The sequence below is a fragment of the Novosphingobium sp. BL-S-20 genome, assembly GCF_055521635.1.
Map to the genome: position 1 here is coordinate 159,982 of NZ_CM145494.1, position 15,672 is coordinate 175,653.

Below are 15,672 nucleotides of genomic sequence, written 5' to 3' on the forward strand. Positions count from 1 at the left end.
CGATGTGGTGAAAGGTAGGAATCCGGAGCATTCGCCTGTATGGGGCGCGCATGACCGCCCTTTCCGATCTTGAAGGACTGGTGGCCGGCCTCGACCCCGCCACGCTGTTCCAACTGCCTGCGCCGCTATCGGCGCGCCGTATCGTCGTTGCCATGTCCGGCGGCGTCGACAGCTCGGTCGTCGCCGCGCTGGCCGCCGCGACCGGCGCCGAGACGATCGGCGTCACGCTCCAGCTCTACGACTATGGCGCCGCGACAGGCCGCAAGGGCGCCTGCTGCGCGGGCGACGACATCCGCGATGCCCGTGCCGTGGCAGACCGCCTGGGTATCGCCCACTACGTCTTCGATCACGAGAGCGCCTTCCGCGAGGAAGTCGTCGAGCGCTTCGCTGACGACTACATGGCGGGCCGCACGCCGATCCCCTGCATTCGCTGCAACATGGGGCCGAAGTTCACCGACCTGCTGACGATGGCGCGCGATCTCGGCGCGGACTGCCTCGCCACCGGTCACTATGTGCGCCGCGTCGAGGGGCCTGCCGGTTCCGAACTCCACCGCGCCTTCGATCCCGCGCGCGACCAGAGCTACTTCCTCTACGGCACCACCGAGGCGCAGCTCGACTTCCTGCGCTTCCCGCTCGGCGGCCTGCCGAAGAGCGAGACCCGCCGCCTTGCCGAAGCCGCTGGACTGCGCGTCGCCGACAAGCCCGACAGCCAGGACATCTGCTTCGTGCCCGATGGCGACTATGCCAAGATCGTGCGCGCGGTTCGCCCCGAGGGCGAGGCGCCGGGCGAGATCGTCCATGCCCTGACCGGCGAAGTGCTGGGCACCCACCGCGGCATCATCCACTATACCGTGGGCCAGCGGCGAGGCCTCGAAATCGGCGGGCAGCCTGAGCCGCTCTACGTCGTGCGCATCGATGCGCCGGGGCGCCGCGTGATGGTCGGCCCGCGCAGTCTGCTGGGCGTGGCTGCCGCCATCGTCACCGAGACCAACCGGATCGGTCCGCTTCCCGATGCGCCGCTCACCGCCAAGGTCCGCTCGCTGGCGAAGCCGGTGCCGATCACGCTCGAAGGCGATTTCGGCAACGGCGCGGAAGTGACGATCCGTTTCGCGAATCCCGAATATGGCGTCGCGCCCGGACAGGCGGCGGTGATCTACGCGGGCGACCGGGTGGTCGGCGGCGGCTGGATCGAGGGCACCGAACCCGCGATTCCGCTGGACTGAGTTTCCCGCTCAGTTCGTCCAGGGTTCGAGCTGGCAGCCGCGATCCGGCGCGAACGTGGCGGTCTGGCTGGCGAGCAGGGGCACGCTGGCCTTGACTGTGCGGGCCTCCGCATCCTCGGAGAGCCAGATCAGCGATCCGGTGCGGCCGAGACCGGCAACCGCGATCTGGCCCTTGCAACTGCCAAGGTCCTGCTGTGAGATGAAGCGGCAGGCGCAGGCGGCCCGCGCGCCGTAGGAGGTGCTGACCAGCGCCTCCTCGCGCAGGCCTTTCCAGGAAAAGCCGAGCAGTAGCGCCAGTGCCAGCAGGGCGAGCAGAATCGCATTGCGCAGCCAGCGCGAGGGCTGGCGGCTGTTCAGGTCGTGCCCGTTTCCATCAGGACTCCCATCCATCTCGGGGCCGCTGTCCCCGGTCCTGTATGTCGTGGCTGTTGCCATATTCACGCGCCTCGCACATCACACCGCGCGTCATGCCGGTGCGCCGTCCTCCCCTTATCCTCGCCCTTTCTGTCCTGCCAGCCCTGGCGCTGACGGCGCTCGCAGGCTGTGGACAGGACGCGCAGCAGGGACCGCCGCCGCCCAGCGCGGAGTCGCAGGCGGCGATCAAGGACGACGGCGGCGCCTCGCGCGCGGCGCTGGGCCGCGCTATCGACGGGCTTTTCGCCGAGGATCTGGGCCGCACCCAGGCCCTTGTCATCATGAAGCGCGGGTCGGTGATCGCCGAGCGCTACGGCGCGGGAATCAAGCCGGAGACCCGGCTTGAGGGCTGGGGCATGGGCGAATGCGTCACCGCGCTGATGGTCGGCCAGCTCATCAGCGACGGGCGGTTGCGGCTGAACGAATCGGCACCGATTCCCGACTGGCAGCGCCCCGGCGACCCGCGCGGCGAGATTACGCTCAAGCAACTGCTCCAGATGCGCTCGGGCCTGCGCCATTCCGAATCGGGCGCATCCGCAACTGGCGGGCCTGCCGGGCAGTCCGACCGCATGCGGATGCTCTATCTCGATGGGCGCGACGACATGGCCGCTTATGCCGAGGCGCAGCCGCTGGAGGCCCCGGCAGGCGCTCGCTTCGTCGAGAGCGCGGCTACTTCGGTGATTCTCTCCGATCTGGCGGCGCGGGTGCTGTCGCCCGACCGCAACCCGGATCGCCGCCGCAAGGCCGTAGGCGATTACCTGCGCACCCGCGTTTTCGCGCCGATCGGCATGGATTCGGCCACGGCGGGCTATGACCGCGCGGGCACGATGATCGGTTCGGCGGCAGTCCATGCCTCGGCGCGCGACTGGGCGAAGCTGGGCGAGTTCCTGCGCCACACCGGCTCGATCCAGGGCGCGCAGATCCTGCCGCGTCGCTGGGTGCAGTTCATGCTCGAATCCTCGCCGCGCAATCCGGGTTACGGGGCCGGGGTCTGGCTCAACCGGAGCAAGGCGAAAAGCGGGGCAGGGGGCGAGGAAGTGCTGTTCCCCGGCATGGCGCCCGCCAATGTTTTCGCCTGCGTGGGTGAGTATGGCCAGTACGTGATCGGTTCGCCCGACCAGCTGCTGACGGTGGTGCGCCTTGGCGAAAGCGATCCGCAGCAGGAACGGCTGGTCCACGACCGGCTCGGCAAGCTGCTGGCGATGTTCCCCGGCGGAATCTGAAAGAGATACGAAAAAGGGCCGGAGCGGCATTCGCTGCTCCGGCCCTTTTTTCACGTCGATCGAAGTGAGAATCAGCCCTCGATCGTGGTCTGCGCGTCGCGGCCGTCGCCTTCGGGGGCGGCGAGGATCGCGCGGGTCACCTGACCCTTGGCGACCGTGTAAGTGCCGGGATCGCCGACGGTCGAGCGGATCGCTGGATCGGCGGGGCCGGCCATGCTGAGGGTCGACTTCTCGATGTCGCTGCGGGCCTGCGGGCCGCCGAACAGGGCATCGAGGGCCTGCTGCTGCACCGAATCGTCGGCAGGGCGAGGCTGGCCCTGCTTCGGCGGGGCGAGCGTGAAATCGGGCGGTACCACCAGCGGCGACTGGCGCTGCACGGCGAACTCGTCGGGGCCGGCGTGGTTCAGCAGGCCGGTGCTTCCGCAGCCGGACACCAGCGCCGCGCCCGCGGCCACGAGAATCAGGGCTCCGGTCTTCTTCATGGGCATCAACTCAAATCTCCGGGGCGGCGTCAGGCGCCGTGTCATGTCCGCCATTGGTTTCGGGCTTGTCGCGCGAAAGCAGGGAGCGGGCAAGGATAATCAGGACGCCGACCGTGATGGCGACGTCGGCGATGTTGAAAATGAGGAACGGACGCCATTCGCCGAAATGAAGATCGGCATAGTCGATCACGAAACCCATGGTGAAACGGTCGCGGATGTTGCCGAGCGCGCCGCCTAGCACCATGGCGAGGGCAGCAATCTCGCCCAGCTTGCGCTCGCGCAGCATCCAGATGAGGACGAAGAGCGCGATCAGGCCGGTCATTGCCACCAGCGCCCAGCGGCCCTCCGGCGAATCCGCCGTGAACAGGCCGAGCGAGACGCCGAGGTTCTTGGTCCAGCGCAAGTTGAAGAACGGGGCGATCTCGATCACGCCGACGTCGCGCAGCTTGAGGCCGGTGACGACCCAGGCCTTGAAGCCCTGGTCGATCATGAAGACGACCGCGGCGATCAGGAACCCGATCAGGCGTTTCCGCCAGACACTCACGCCTGTTCCTCCAGCGCGCCGACCACATCGTCACAGCGGTCGCAGAGGTCGCCGTCTTCCGAGACTTCCGGAAGGTGGCGCCAGCAGCGGCCGCACTTGTGGTCGGTGGAGGGGGTGACAGTCACGTCGTCTCCCTGCCCACGCGTCACTGTCGCGGTGATGAACAGTTCGGCCAGATCTACTTCGGAGAAATCTCCCGTAGGGAGCAGGTCCGCACCGAGGGACACCGCTGCCTGAAGTCCAGAGCCGACGATCTTCTCACGCCGCATCGGCTCGATCCGTTCCATGACGGCGGCGCGAACATTGCGAAGGCGATCCCACTTTCGTTCCAGACCAAATTTACCGTCCAGATCGGGATTTTCGCCAGCTTCGCGAACGATTTGTACTTCCGGCCATTCGAGCAGGTGCACGCTCTCGCTGCCGGGGAAGCGGCTCTGCCAGACTTCCTCGGCGGTGAAGACGGTGACCGGCGCGGCATAGCGGACCAGCGCGTGGAACAGCGTGTCCAGCACGGTGCGATAGGCGCGGCGCTTCGGATCCATGGCTGCGTCGCAGTAGAGGCAGTCCTTGCGGATATCGAAGAAGAAGGCCGAGAGGTCTTCGTTGCAGAAATCCAGCAGGGTACGGACGTAAGTGTTGAAGTCGAAGTCCGCGACGGCCTTGCGCAGCGTGGCATCGACGCCTGCGAGCAGCGAGAGCACGTAGCGCTCCAACTCGGGCATCTCCGAAACCGGCAGCTTCTCGTCGTCCGAGAACCCGTCCAGCGCGCCCAGCAGGTAGCGCATGGTGTTGCGCAGCTTGCGGTACTGGTCGGCCACGCCCTTCAGGATCTCGTCGCCGATGCGGTGGTCTTCAGTATAGTCCACCGAAAGCGCCCAGAGGCGGATGATATCGGCGCCGTTGGTCTCCATCACCTTGATCGGGCTGATGGTGTTGCCGAGCGACTTCGACATCTTGAAGCCCTTGGCATCCATGGTGAAGCCGTGGGTCAGCACCGCCTTGTACGGCGCATGGCCGCGCGTGGCGCAGCTCTCGAGCAGCGAGGACTGGAACCAGCCGCGATGCTGGTCGCTGCCTTCGAGGTAGAGGTCGGCGGTGGGGCCGATGTGATCCTCGGCGGGCACCAGTTCGGGCCAGCGCCCGGATTCGAGCACGAAAGCGTGGGTCGAGCCGGAATCGAACCAGACGTCGAGAATGTCGACGACGCGCTCGTAGTCATCGGAGCTGTACTTGGTGCCGAGGTATTCCTGCGCGCGGGCATCCGACCAGGCATCGACGCCGATCTCGCGGATGGCGGCGATGATGCGGGCGTTTACTTCGGCATCGACGAGGTATTCGCCGCTCTTGCGATCGACGAACAGCGTGATCGGCACGCCCCAGGCGCGCTGGCGCGAAAGCACCCAGTCCGGGCGGCCTTCGACCATGGCGCCGATGCGGTTGCGGCCCTTTTCGGGGACGAAGCGCGTCTCGGCGATGGCGTCGAGCGCGGCTTCGCGCAGCGTCGGCGAGGCTTCGGCGGTCTCGTCCTGCGGATCGATGGCGCCGCCTTCGCCTTCCCAGCGGCGCTCGGCGCGGGTCTTGGAGGGCAGGTGGCCGAGCACCTTGTCCATCGGCACGAACCACTGCGGGGTGCAGCGGAAGATCACCTTGGCCTTGGAACGCCACGAATGCGGGTAGGAGTGCTTGTAGTCGGCCGAAGCCGCCAGCAGCGCGCCCGCTTCACGCAGGTCCGAACAGATCGGGCCGTCCGGCGCGTTGAACTTGGGATTGATGACCGAACCCTGGCCGCCGAGCCAGCCCCAGTCCTCACGATACTTGCCATCGGCTTCGACCACGAACTTGGGGCCGATGCCGTTGGCCTTGCAAAGCAGGAAGTCGTCCTCGCCATGGTCGGGCGCCATATGGACGAGGCCGGTGCCGCTCTCAGTGGTGACGAAATCGCCCGCGAGCAGCGGACGCGGCTCGGCGAAGAAGCCGCCCAGCGCGTGCATCGGGTGGCGGGCGAGGGCTCCAGCGAGTTCGGAGCCTTTATATACAGTCGTCTTGCGATCGCTGCCAAACTCGCGCGGAAGGAAATCGCCGTTGACGGTACGTTCGTCGATGACATCGATACCGTACACGGAATCAGCCGCGTTCATTTTCGAGAGTTCGACGGCTGCCACGAAGCCGTTCGATTCCGGCATCCGGCTTACTTCGGCCTGAAGGCGGGCACGGAACTGGGGCAGCAATTCGCGAGCAACGATGAAGGATTTACCAGCCCAAGCGGGCATCTCGAATTCTGTCGAGCCAGTGCCTTCGTTGTAGACGTCGGCAACGACCAGCCAGTACTCAACCTCCGGGCCATAAGCGAGCGCCTGGTTGGTCGGGATCGTCCACGGCGTCGTTGTCCAGATCACCGCATAAGCGCCGACCAGTTCCGGGATTGCAGATTCGGTGATCTCGAAAGCCACGTCGATCTGGGTCGAGACGATATCCTCGTACTCGACCTCAGCCTCGGCCAGCGCCGTCTTTTCGACCGGGCTCCACATGACCGGCTTGGCGCCGCGATAGAGCATGTCGTGCTCGGCGAACTTCAGCAGTTCGGTGACGATGGTGGCTTCGGCCTGGAAGTCCATGGTGAGGTAGGGCTTGTCCCAATCACCGTTTACGCCAAGGCGCTTGAGCTGCTCGCGCTGCACGTTCACCCAGTTCTGGGCATAGGCGCGGCATTCGGCGCGGAATTCCTCGGCGGGAACCTCGTCCTTGTTCTTCTTCTTCTTGCGGTACTCTTCCTCGACCTTCCACTCTATGGGCAAGCCGTGGCAGTCCCAGCCGGGGACGTAGGGTGCGTTCTTGCCCAGCAGGGTCTGGGTGCGCACGACCATGTCCTTGAGGATATGGTTCAGCGCATGGCCGATGTGCATGTCGCCGTTCGCGTAAGGCGGGCCGTCATGCAGCACGAACTTCTCGCGGCCCGCGCGGGCTTCGCGGGTCTTGGCGTAAATGTCCTGTTCCTGCCAGCGCGCAAGAATACCCGGCTCCTTCTGGGGGAGTCCGGCCTTCATGGGGAAATCGGTCTTCGGCAGGAAGACGGTCGATCGATAATCGCGCTGTTCGGTCATATGCGCTGCGCACTAGAGCAAATGCGCGGCTGTTGGAAGGGTTCGCAGGCATTGCGGCGCGCGGGTTTCGATGGCGAAGAACCTCTCCGCACCTCACTCGTCACCCTGAACTTGTTTCAGGGTCCATTTCCCAGCACGCACAGTCCGGTCGGTGTTGCGCGATGGATCCTGAGCCGGAGGCCAGCGCAGCTAAACGAGTTCAGGATGACGTTGTGTGTTGGGCTAGCGGGTTTGTGGCGAGCGGGCGTTCAGCCGATGTGCGAAAGCAGTTCGCGCGCGCGGTCGCAGTCACGCGCCATTTGCGCGACGAGGGCGTCGAGCGAATCGAACTTCGCCTCGGGGCGCAGGAAATGGTGGAACGCCACCTCGATCTCCTGATCGTAGAGATCGCCGGAGAAGTCGAAGAAATAAGGTTCCAGCAGCTCGATCGGCGGCTCGAAGGTCGGGCGCACGCCCATGTTGGCGGCGCCGGGCAGGATGCGCCCGTCCGGCATGCGGCCGGTCACGGCGTAGATGCCGTAGCGCGGGCGCAAGTAGTTGTTCATGTTGATATTGGCGGTGGGGAAGCCGATGGTGCGGCCCAGTTTGCCGCCGTGCTGCACCACCCCGCGCGCCGCGAAAGGGCGGGTGAGCAGGCGGGCGGCGGTCTCGCACTCGCCCAGCTTCAGCGCGTCGCGGATGCGGCTGGAGGAGATCACGCCCTTGTCGTCGTGCACCGGGCCGACGGTGCGACCGATCAGCCCGAAGCGCGCGCCGACCTCGCGCAGGACTTGCGGATTGCCGCCGCGTCCCTTGCCGAACGTGAAGTCCTCGCCGGTGACGACCCCCGCGCAGCCGAGCTGACGGCCCAGCACTTGCTCGATCCAGTCGGCCGCTTCCATCGAGGCCATGGCGCGGTCGAAGTGGAGCACCAGCATGGCATCGGCCCCGGCGGCCTCGAACAGGTCCTGCCGCTGGTCCAGCGTGGTCAGGCGGAAGGCGGGCGCGTCGGGCTTGAACAGGCGGACGGGGTGCGGATCGAAAGTCGCGACGATCGCCGGGCGGCCCAGTTCGCGCGCCCAGCGAATCGCTTCGCCGACCACGGCCTGGTGGCCCTGATGGAACCCGTCGAAATTGCCGAGCGCCAGCACGGCGCCGCGCATGGATTCGGGAAGGGCTTCGCGGTTGTCGAGACGAATCATGTCGATTGAGGCCTATAGGTCCCGGATCAGCGTGACGAAAGCGTGTGCGGGATAGTCACCGTTTGCCGGATGTTCCTCGCGCGCGGTTTCGCGCCATTCGGGGCCGGTTGCGGGCATCTCGGTGTCGCCGGGGTAGTCGGCGTGAATCTCGGTCAGTTCGATGCGATGGGCGATGCTGCGGAACAGTGCGTAGATCTCCGCGCCGCCGATCACCGCCACTTCGCCGTCGCCTGCCAACGCGAGCGCCTCGTCCACCGAATGGGCCACTTCCGCGCCTTCGGCCTGCCATGCCGTGTCGCGGGTGAGCACAATGTGGCGGCGGCCGGGCAGCGGGGAGGGGAAGCTGTCGAACGTCTTGCGGCCCATGATCATCGGCTTGCCGAGGGTCATGGCCTTGAAGCGCCGGAGGTCGGCGGGCAGGCGCCAGGGCAGGGCGCCGTCGCGGCCGATCACGCCGTTGGCGGCGCGGGCATAGATAAGGAAGAGGTCCTGCGCCAAGTCCGGATCAGTCCCGCTGGAAGGTCAGGCGGGTGACATGGCCCATCTTGCGGCCCGGACGCGCGGCGCCCTTGCCGTAGAGGTGCAGGTGGTTGGCCGGATCGCCGAGGATCGCCGCCCAGTCGTCCGCCTCGTCGCCGATCAGGTTGCGCATCTCGACGGCATCGGCGGCAAGGCCGGTATCGCCGAGCGGCAGCCCGCAGATCGCGCGGACGTGGTTCTCGAACTGGCTGGTGACGGCACCCTCGATGGTCCAGTGCCCGGAATTGTGCACGCGCGGCGCCATCTCGTTGAAGACGGGGCCGTTCTCGGTGGCGAAGAATTCCAGCGTCAGCACGCCGACATAGTCGAGCGCCTCGGCCACCTTGGCGGCGAGTTCGCGCGCGGCGGGGACCTGTTCGAGCAGGCGCTGCGGCGCGGGCACGGTGCTGAGTGCGAGAATGCCGCTCTCGTGCACGTTGTGGGCCGAATCGAAGTAGCGGATGTCGCCGTCCGCGCCGCGGCACAGGATCACCGAGAACTCAGCGAAGAAAGTGACGAAGCCCTCGTAGATCAGCGGCTGGGCGGGAAGGTCGAGGCCTTCCGCGTCGGCGGGCGTCATGATCCGCCACTGGCCCTTGCCGTCGTAGCCGTCGCGGCGGGTCTTGAGGATGCCGGGGGCGCCGATCCCGGCGATGGCTCTGGCAAGGTCTTCGGCGGAATCGACCGGCGCGAAGGGGGCAGGGGTGCCGCCGAGGTCGGTGACGAAGCGCTTCTCGTTCAGCCGGTCCTGCGCGGTTTCGAGCGCGCGGGCGTGGGCGAGCAGCGGCACGTCACCGAGCGCGGCGAGCGGGCCGACCGGCACGTTCTCGAACTCGTACGTGACGACCGCGCAGCCTGCCGCGAAGCGGGCCATGGCTTCGGCATTGTCCCATGAAGCGCACGTGAACTCGGCGCTGACTTCCGCGGCGATCGAATCGGCCTCGGGGGCGTAGATGTGGCTGCGGTAGCCGAGCTGGGCCGCAGCCATCGCGATCATCCGGCCGAGCTGGCCGCCGCCGAGAATGCCGATGGTTTCGCCGGGAGGGATCATCTTTGGAACTCGTTGCGTGCAGGCCCTTCGACAAGCTCAGGGCGAGCGGACTTCAATTCGATGCGGATAACACCGTTACCCGCTCATGCTGAGCCTGTCGAAGCATCATGCCCGATCTGGCAAAGCAGCCGGGCCGAAACGATCAGACTGGCTTTTCCGCCACGCTGGCCGTCTGGTCCGCGCGGAAGGTCTTGAGCCGTTCGGCCAGCGCCGGATCTGAGGTAGCGAGGATCGCGGCGGCGAGCAGGCCCGCATTGGCCGCGCCTGCCTCGCCGATCGCCAGGGTGCCGACCGGAATTCCGGCGGGCATCTGCACGATCGAGAGCAGGCTGTCCTGCCCCGACAGCGCCTTCGATTGCACCGGCACGCCGAGCACGGGAAGATGCGTCATCGAAGCGATCATGCCGGGCAGGTGGGCGGCGCCCCCGGCTCCGGCGATCACCACCTTGAAGCCTTCGCCGTCCGCGCCCTTGGCGAAATCGACCAGACGTTCCGGCGTGCGGTGCGCCGAGACGATGCGGGCGTCATAGGCGACGCCCAGCTTGTCCAGCATGTCCGCTGCGCGCTGCATGGTCGGCCAGTCGGACTGGCTGCCCATGACGATGGCTACAGGAGTCCCCACCCCGCTCATCTCAACGCTCCGAGAGATAGTAGCGGTCGAGCACCGCGAGATCGTCTGCCAGTTCGTAGACGATCGGTTGGCCGGTCGGGATTTCGAGGCCGGTGATCTCGTCGTCGGAAATGCCGGAGAGGTGCTTCACCAGCGCGCGCAGGCTGTTGCCGTGGGCGGAGATCAGCACGTCGGCACCGGCCTTGAGGTGCGGCACGATCGAGCCTTCGTAGTAAGGCAGGACGCGGGCGATGGTGTCCTTGAGGCTTTCGGTCTGCGGCACGGCGATCCCGGCATAGCGCGGGTCGGTGGAGAGATCGAACTCGCTGCCGATTTCGAGGACCGGCGGCGGGGTGTCGAAGCTGCGGCGCCAGATCTTGACCTGCTCGTCGCCGTGCTTCGCGGCGGTCTCGGCCTTGTTGAGGCCGGTGAGGCCGCCGTAGTGACGCTCGTTCAGGCGCCAGTCCTTGGTCTCGGGGATCCACGCGAGATCGGCGGCTTCCAGCGCGAGGTGCAGGGTGCGGATCGCGCGGGTCTGGAGCGAGGTGAAGGCGACGGTGGGCGCGATGCCCTTTTCCTTCAGGAGAGTACCCGCGGCGCGGGCTTCTTCCTCACCCTTTTCGGTGAGGTTTACATCCCACCAGCCGGTGAAGCGGTTTTCGAGATTCCATTGGCTCTGGCCGTGGCGGACGAGGATCAGGCGAGGCAAGGCGTACTCCCAGGTCTCAGCGGCGATCCCCTCGGGAAACGCCCGTTGGCAGACTGACTCTATGTCTGGCGCAGCCCCTAGCTTTCCGATGGCGGTTTGGAAAGACCGCCTGATTCGTTTTCGCTTTCGTTTTCGTGCCCTGATTCGAGGGGCAGAGTAGTGCCATCGCCTTCCGCCTCGAAGGCGCGGGCCTGGGCCTTGCGGCGGCGAAGATTTTCGCGGAGCTTCGCAGCGAGCCTTTCCTCGCGGGATTGCTGGGGTTGCGTCATGGTTCGGGCGTCTTTCGCGGGGCCTTTGAAGGCCCTCGGAATGGCTTTCTGAAAAAGAATGCGCAAGAGGCGCTTGACAATCTTCGCGGTCACGGACATTAGCGCGCCCCTGCCCCGGGTCGCCGGGACAAGCGCTTTCCGGACACGGAAACTCAGGCGCTGCTGTAGCTCAGTGGTAGAGCGCGTCATTGGTAATGACGAGGTCGGGAGTTCAATCCTCCCCAGCAGCACCATTCTCCTTACATCGAGATTTGGTGATCCCGCAGGCAAGCTGCGGATGTTCCACGTGAAATCGCCCGGACCAACATGGGCAACTGTGACTTTTTTGCTGCACCGCAGCGCTGTCACGAAAGTGCCATTCCATTGGCACGTAACTGTCATGAACCCTGCCTAGACGCGCCGCAATTCGTCGCAAAACAGGGCTTCCACCAAATGAAAACCTCGCTCCGGATCGCAGCCGGTCTGCTCGCCTCGGCATCGTTCGCCACGATCGCCCATGCAGGCGAAGTCGCGGGCAGCGTCCATGACGCATCGGGCGTGCGTCCGCTCCAGGCGGCCTCGGTCCGCATCGTCGAGCTGAACCGCGCCGCCGAAACCGATCGCGGCGGCAACTATGTGTTCGGCGATGTGCCCGCCGGAACCTACACCCTGGAAGCGCGCTATGTCGGCGCCGAAGTGACAACGCAGAACCTCACCGTTCCGGCGACCGGCCGTACCGCGGGCAACTTCGACCTTCCGGCGATCGGCGGCGGCGACATCCTCGTCACCGGCCAGACCGCCAACCTCACCAGTGCCCTTTCGCGCCAGAAGGCCGCCGACGGCGTCGTCTCGGTGCTGACGCGCGACGCCGTGGGCCAGTTCCCCGACCAGAACGTCGCCGAATCGCTGCGCCGCCTGCCGGGCGTGAATATCCTCAACGACCAGGGCGAGGGGCGCTACGTTTCGGTTCGCGGCCTCGATCCCGATCTTAACGGCACTTCGCTCAACGGTGTGCGCATGCCCGCGCCGGAATCGGATGCCCGCTCGGTCGCGCTCGACGTGGTTTCCTCCGACACCATCGAATCGGTCGAAGTGAAGAAGTCCTTCACCCCCGACATGGACGGCGACTTCATCGGCGCCTCGGTCGAGATCAAGACCACCAGCGCCTTCGATTCGAAGAAGAACCGCTATTCGCTCAGCGCCGAGGGCAGCTGGAACGACTATTCGGGCAAAGTCACGCCGAAGGGCGCCTTCGACTTCACCCAGAAGCTGGGTGACGATTTCGGCATCGCCGGTTCGGTCAGCTACTACAAGCGCAAGTTCGAGACCGACAACGTCGAGACCGGCGGCTGGAACGTCGATGACGACGGCAATGCCTGGGCTGAATCGGTCGAATACCGCGACTATGACGTCGAGCGCACCCGCATCAACGCGGCGCTTTCGGCCGACTGGCGCGCTTCGGACACGACCAAGGCCTATGTCCGTGGCAACTGGGCGCAGTTCGACGATCACGAGTATCGCCGCCGCACCACGCTCGACTTCGGCGACTTCGACGCGCCATCCTCGGTCTCGGGCAATCAGGTGACGTTCGACGGCGCCGATGAGCGCATCACCGTCGAGCGCGATCTCAAGGATCGCTTCGAACGCCAGCGTATCCGCTCGGTCGCCATCGGCAGCGAGACCGATACCGGCACGCTCAAGTTCAACTGGCAGGGCAGCTACGCCAAGTCGTCCGAACGGGAGAACTTCTCGATCGACCCGACCCGCTTCCGCGCGCGTTTCCGTGCCGGGACGGTCGTCGCGGTGGACAACAGCAAGACCTACTATCCGACTTACTCGGTTACCGAAGGCGTGGACTCGTTCAACGATCCGGGCGAATATGAATTCAACAAGACCGAACTGACCACCCTGTCCGACAGCCAGGACGAGGAATGGGCGATCAAGGCCGATCTCGCCCGCACCTTTGCGAGCGACAACGGCGACTTCACGGTCCAGGCAGGCGCCAAGGCGCGCTGGCGCAAGAAGTCCTACGACTTCAACATGACCTATTACGAACTCGCCGACGACGCGCCGGACTACACGCTGGCCGACGTGCTGGGCAAGCAGACCTACCGTCTGCTCGATATGGGACCGGTCGCCAGCAAGGGCGGCCCGGCCGACTACCTGCTGTCCAACCCCGACTCCTTCGTCGTCAACGATTACGAGAGCGCCCTGAACTCGGCGGTCAGCGACTATTCGGTGCGTGAGGACATCCTGGCCGGTTATGCGATGGCCCGCTGGGACAGCTCGACCCTGCGCGTGATCGGCGGCGTTCGCGTGGAACGCACCCACAACGAACTCAACGGCAGCCTTGTCACCGACAACGGCGACGACACGATCGCCATCGATCCGCTGAACTACAAGCGCAACTACACCAACTGGCTGCCTAGCCTGACCCTGCGCTATAGCCCGCAGCAGAATCTGGTCGCCCGTCTGGCCGGCTACAAGACGATCGTGCGTCCCAAGCTCTCGCTGCTCGCCCCGCGCAACACGATCAACGACGATCTCGAACTGGAAGTCGGCAACCCCGAACTGAAGCCCTACCAGGCCTGGAACTTCGATGCCGGGTTCGACTACTACTTCTCGAACAACGGCGCGTTCTCGGTCGGCGGCTTCTACAAGTCGATCAAGGACTATACCTACAGCTACAACTCGAAGGAAAGCGGCGTCTACAACGGCATCGCCTACGAAGAGATCACCATCCCGGTGAACGGCGACACCGCCGAGATTGCCGGTCTGGAAGCCAGCTTCAGCCAGGTCTTCACGATGCTGCCTTCGCCGTTCGACGGGCTGCTGACGCAGATCAACTATACGTACACTTACGCTCGCGGAACCGTGGCCGGCGACCGTCGCATTTCGCTGCCGAACGCCTCGAAGAACACCTTCAACGTCGTGCTCGGCTATGAAAAGGGCCCGATCAGCCTGCGTGCCGCCGGTACGTTCCGCGACAAGTATCTCGACGAAGTGGGCGACGATTTCGAGACCGACCGTACCGTCAACCAGCACTTCCAGCTGGACCTTTCGGCGAAGTACAAGCTGACCGACAACATCCGCCTCTTCGCGGATTGGGTGAACGTCAACAATGCCAAGTACTTCGCCTACCAGAACCTCGGCGGCGTCAAGCGTGCGCTCCAGTACGAGGAATACGGCTCGACCGTGAAGTTCGGCGCGCGGGTTTCCTTCTGATGAAGGGCACTTTCACGAAACGCCAGGACAATGGTCTGGCGGGCATCGTGAAGCAGGGGTCGGGAGCATTGCTCCCGGCCCTTCTGCTTGCGGGCCTCTCGCTTGAAGGTTGCGCGACGACCGGCGGCGCGCCTGCGGCGGTACGCCTGCCTGCCACCGATGTTCCTGCCCAGGCGGAGACCGATCCGGTCGGCACCGCCAATGTCGATGCTGCCGACGACCCGGCGATCTGGCGCAATGCCGCAAATCCGGCCGCCAGTCTGATTCTGGGCACCGACAAGAAGGCGGGACTCTACGTCTACGGCCTCGACGGCAAGGTGCGCGATTTCGCTCCGGCAGGCGCGCTCAACAATGTGGACTTGCGCGAAGTGCGCATGGCCGACGGTTCGGCGCGCATCCTCGTCGGCGCCAGCGACCGCACCGACCGGGCCGAGCCGCGCATCGCGCTCTTCGCGCTGGATGGTGCGAGCGGCAAGCTCGCCGCACTCGGCGCCGAGACGTTCCTCCCCGCAGGCCATGCCCCGGCAGAGGCTTATGGCTTCTGCATGGGCAATGCCCTGGCGCGCGGCGAACTGGCGCGGGCCTATGTCGTGCTCAAGGACGGCTCGGTGGCGGAAAGCCGTCTGGTCGAAAAGGACGGGCGGATCGCGGCGGACTATGTCCGGCTGGTGAAGTTCGCCACCCAGTCCGAAGGCTGCGTGGTCGACGATGCGGGCAAGGTCCTGTTCGTGGCCGAGGAAGACGTGGGCATCTGGAAAGTCCCGCTCGCAGGCGCGGCTCTGGTGGCCGAGCCTTTCGCTCGCGTCGGCGCCGAGGATGGTCTCGTGGCGGATGTCGAGGGACTGGCCGTGGCACGCGAGAGCGGCGGACGCGCCTGGCTGGTCGCGTCCAGCCAGGGCGACAATGCCTATGCGCTGTTCGATCTGTCCTCCGGCAAGCCTGCGGGCCGTTTCCGTATCGACGGCGGCCCGATCGGCGGCACCAGCGATACCGACGGCATCGAGGTGATGCTCGGCGATTTCGGCCCGCAGTTTCCCGAGGGCCTGATGGTCGCGCAGGACGGTAACAATGCCCCCAAGGCGCAGAACTTCAAGATGCTGTCCTGGCGGGCGATCCGCAGCGCGCTCGGAATCGAGTGAGCG

The 15,672-nt window shown here is 65.8% G+C and carries 14 protein-coding genes and 1 tRNA gene; 5 read left to right on the forward strand and 10 right to left on the reverse strand.

What is annotated here, in order from left to right; all coding sequences use genetic code 11:
• Nucleotides 1-50: 50 nt before the first annotated feature.
• Nucleotides 51-1,223, forward strand: a complete 1,173-nt coding sequence (mnmA, locus tag ACZ1II_RS08450; protein WP_465146022.1) for a tRNA 2-thiouridine(34) synthase MnmA — start codon at nucleotides 51-53, stop codon at nucleotides 1,221-1,223.
• A gap of 9 nt (nucleotides 1,224-1,232) precedes the next feature.
• Here mnmA and ACZ1II_RS08455 read toward each other — a convergent pair whose 3' ends face one another.
• Nucleotides 1,233-1,658, reverse strand: coding sequence for a hypothetical protein (locus tag ACZ1II_RS08455; protein WP_465146023.1), 426 nt, complete (start codon nucleotides 1,656-1,658; stop codon nucleotides 1,233-1,235).
• 32 nt (nucleotides 1,659-1,690) lie between these two features.
• Between ACZ1II_RS08455 and ACZ1II_RS08460 the strand changes: the two genes are divergently transcribed.
• Nucleotides 1,691-2,860, forward strand: a complete 1,170-nt coding sequence (locus tag ACZ1II_RS08460) for a serine hydrolase domain-containing protein (protein ID WP_465147265.1) — start codon at nucleotides 1,691-1,693, stop codon at nucleotides 2,858-2,860.
• Nucleotides 2,861-2,931: 71 nt separating this feature from the next.
• On the opposite strand, the gene ACZ1II_RS08465 is transcribed toward ACZ1II_RS08460, so the two are convergent.
• The 9 genes from ACZ1II_RS08465 to ACZ1II_RS08505 all read right to left on the reverse strand — a co-directional run bounded on the left by ACZ1II_RS08465 (nucleotide 2,932) and on the right by ACZ1II_RS08505 (nucleotide 11,425).
• Complete coding sequence (locus tag ACZ1II_RS08465) at nucleotides 2,932-3,348, reverse strand: DUF3035 domain-containing protein (RefSeq protein ID WP_465146024.1); 417 nt, start codon at nucleotides 3,346-3,348, stop codon at nucleotides 2,932-2,934.
• 4 nt (nucleotides 3,349-3,352) lie between these two features.
• The gene (gene lspA / locus ACZ1II_RS08470) at nucleotides 3,353-3,886 is read right to left on the reverse strand and encodes a signal peptidase II (protein WP_465146025.1); all 534 of its coding nucleotides are present in this window, start codon (nucleotides 3,884-3,886) and stop codon (nucleotides 3,353-3,355) included.
• Nucleotides 3,883-6,987 (reverse strand): isoleucine--tRNA ligase, encoded by a 3,105-nt coding sequence (locus ACZ1II_RS08475; protein WP_465146026.1) that lies wholly within the window; start codon nucleotides 6,985-6,987, stop codon nucleotides 3,883-3,885. Before ACZ1II_RS08475 ends, lspA begins: the two co-directional genes overlap by 4 nt.
• Nucleotides 6,988-7,235: 248 nt before the next feature.
• A complete protein-coding gene (locus tag ACZ1II_RS08480; protein WP_465146027.1) occupies nucleotides 7,236-8,168 on the reverse strand; it encodes a bifunctional riboflavin kinase/FAD synthetase in 933 nt (310 codons plus the stop codon).
• Nucleotides 8,169-8,180: 12 nt separating this feature from the next.
• The gene (locus ACZ1II_RS08485; RefSeq protein ID WP_465146028.1) at nucleotides 8,181-8,666 is read right to left on the reverse strand and encodes a dihydrofolate reductase; all 486 of its coding nucleotides are present in this window, start codon (nucleotides 8,664-8,666) and stop codon (nucleotides 8,181-8,183) included.
• Nucleotides 8,667-8,673: 7 nt separating this feature from the next.
• Nucleotides 8,674-9,738: a 5-(carboxyamino)imidazole ribonucleotide synthase gene (locus tag ACZ1II_RS08490; RefSeq protein WP_465146029.1), complete on the reverse strand. Its 1,065-nt coding sequence runs from the start codon at nucleotides 9,736-9,738 to the stop codon at nucleotides 8,674-8,676.
• Between the two features lie 142 nt (nucleotides 9,739-9,880).
• Nucleotides 9,881-10,369 (reverse strand): 5-(carboxyamino)imidazole ribonucleotide mutase, encoded by a 489-nt coding sequence (purE, locus tag ACZ1II_RS08495; protein ID WP_465146030.1) that lies wholly within the window; start codon nucleotides 10,367-10,369, stop codon nucleotides 9,881-9,883.
• Nucleotide 10,370: 1 nt separating this feature from the next.
• The gene (gene gpmA / locus ACZ1II_RS08500; protein ID WP_465146031.1) at nucleotides 10,371-11,057 is read right to left on the reverse strand and encodes a 2,3-diphosphoglycerate-dependent phosphoglycerate mutase; all 687 of its coding nucleotides are present in this window, start codon (nucleotides 11,055-11,057) and stop codon (nucleotides 10,371-10,373) included.
• Nucleotides 11,058-11,134: 77 nt separating this feature from the next.
• Nucleotides 11,135-11,425: a hypothetical protein gene (locus tag ACZ1II_RS08505; RefSeq protein ID WP_465146032.1), complete on the reverse strand. Its 291-nt coding sequence runs from the start codon at nucleotides 11,423-11,425 to the stop codon at nucleotides 11,135-11,137.
• A 59-nt stretch (nucleotides 11,426-11,484) separates the two neighbouring features.
• Between ACZ1II_RS08505 and ACZ1II_RS08510 the strand changes: the two genes are divergently transcribed.
• The 3 genes from ACZ1II_RS08510 (at nucleotide 11,485) to ACZ1II_RS08520 (ending at nucleotide 15,669) form a co-directional block, all read left to right on the forward strand.
• A tRNA-Thr gene (locus ACZ1II_RS08510) sits at nucleotides 11,485-11,559 on the forward strand.
• A gap of 199 nt (nucleotides 11,560-11,758) precedes the next feature.
• Nucleotides 11,759-14,530, forward strand: a complete 2,772-nt coding sequence (locus ACZ1II_RS08515) for a TonB-dependent receptor (RefSeq protein WP_465146033.1) — start codon at nucleotides 11,759-11,761, stop codon at nucleotides 14,528-14,530.
• On the forward strand, nucleotides 14,530-15,669 hold the full coding sequence (locus ACZ1II_RS08520; RefSeq protein WP_465146034.1) for a phytase: 1,140 nt from the start codon (nucleotides 14,530-14,532) through the stop codon (nucleotides 15,667-15,669). Before ACZ1II_RS08515 ends, ACZ1II_RS08520 begins: the two co-directional genes overlap by 1 nt.
• The last annotated feature ends 3 nt before the right edge of the window (nucleotides 15,670-15,672 follow it).

Coding starts and splice junctions, on each gene's coding strand:
- mnmA (WP_465146022.1), top strand. CDS start 51: ATGACCGCCCTTTCCGATCTTGAAGGACTGGTGGCCGGCCTCGACCCC.
- ACZ1II_RS08455 (WP_465146023.1), bottom strand. CDS start 1,658: ATGGCAACAGCCACGACATACAGGACCGGGGACAGCGGCCCCGAGATG.
- ACZ1II_RS08460 (WP_465147265.1), top strand. CDS start 1,691: ATGCCGGTGCGCCGTCCTCCCCTTATCCTCGCCCTTTCTGTCCTGCCA.
- ACZ1II_RS08465 (WP_465146024.1), bottom strand. CDS start 3,348: ATGCCCATGAAGAAGACCGGAGCCCTGATTCTCGTGGCCGCGGGCGCG.
- ACZ1II_RS08475 (WP_465146026.1), bottom strand. CDS start 6,987: ATGACCGAACAGCGCGATTATCGATCGACCGTCTTCCTGCCGAAGACC.
- ACZ1II_RS08480 (WP_465146027.1), bottom strand. CDS start 8,168: ATGATTCGTCTCGACAACCGCGAAGCCCTTCCCGAATCCATGCGCGGC.
- ACZ1II_RS08490 (WP_465146029.1), bottom strand. CDS start 9,738: ATGATCCCTCCCGGCGAAACCATCGGCATTCTCGGCGGCGGCCAGCTC.
- purE (WP_465146030.1), bottom strand. CDS start 10,369: ATGAGCGGGGTGGGGACTCCTGTAGCCATCGTCATGGGCAGCCAGTCC.
- ACZ1II_RS08505 (WP_465146032.1), bottom strand. CDS start 11,425: ATGTCCGTGACCGCGAAGATTGTCAAGCGCCTCTTGCGCATTCTTTTT.
- ACZ1II_RS08515 (WP_465146033.1), top strand. CDS start 11,759: ATGAAAACCTCGCTCCGGATCGCAGCCGGTCTGCTCGCCTCGGCATCG.
- ACZ1II_RS08520 (WP_465146034.1), top strand. CDS start 14,530: ATGAAGGGCACTTTCACGAAACGCCAGGACAATGGTCTGGCGGGCATC.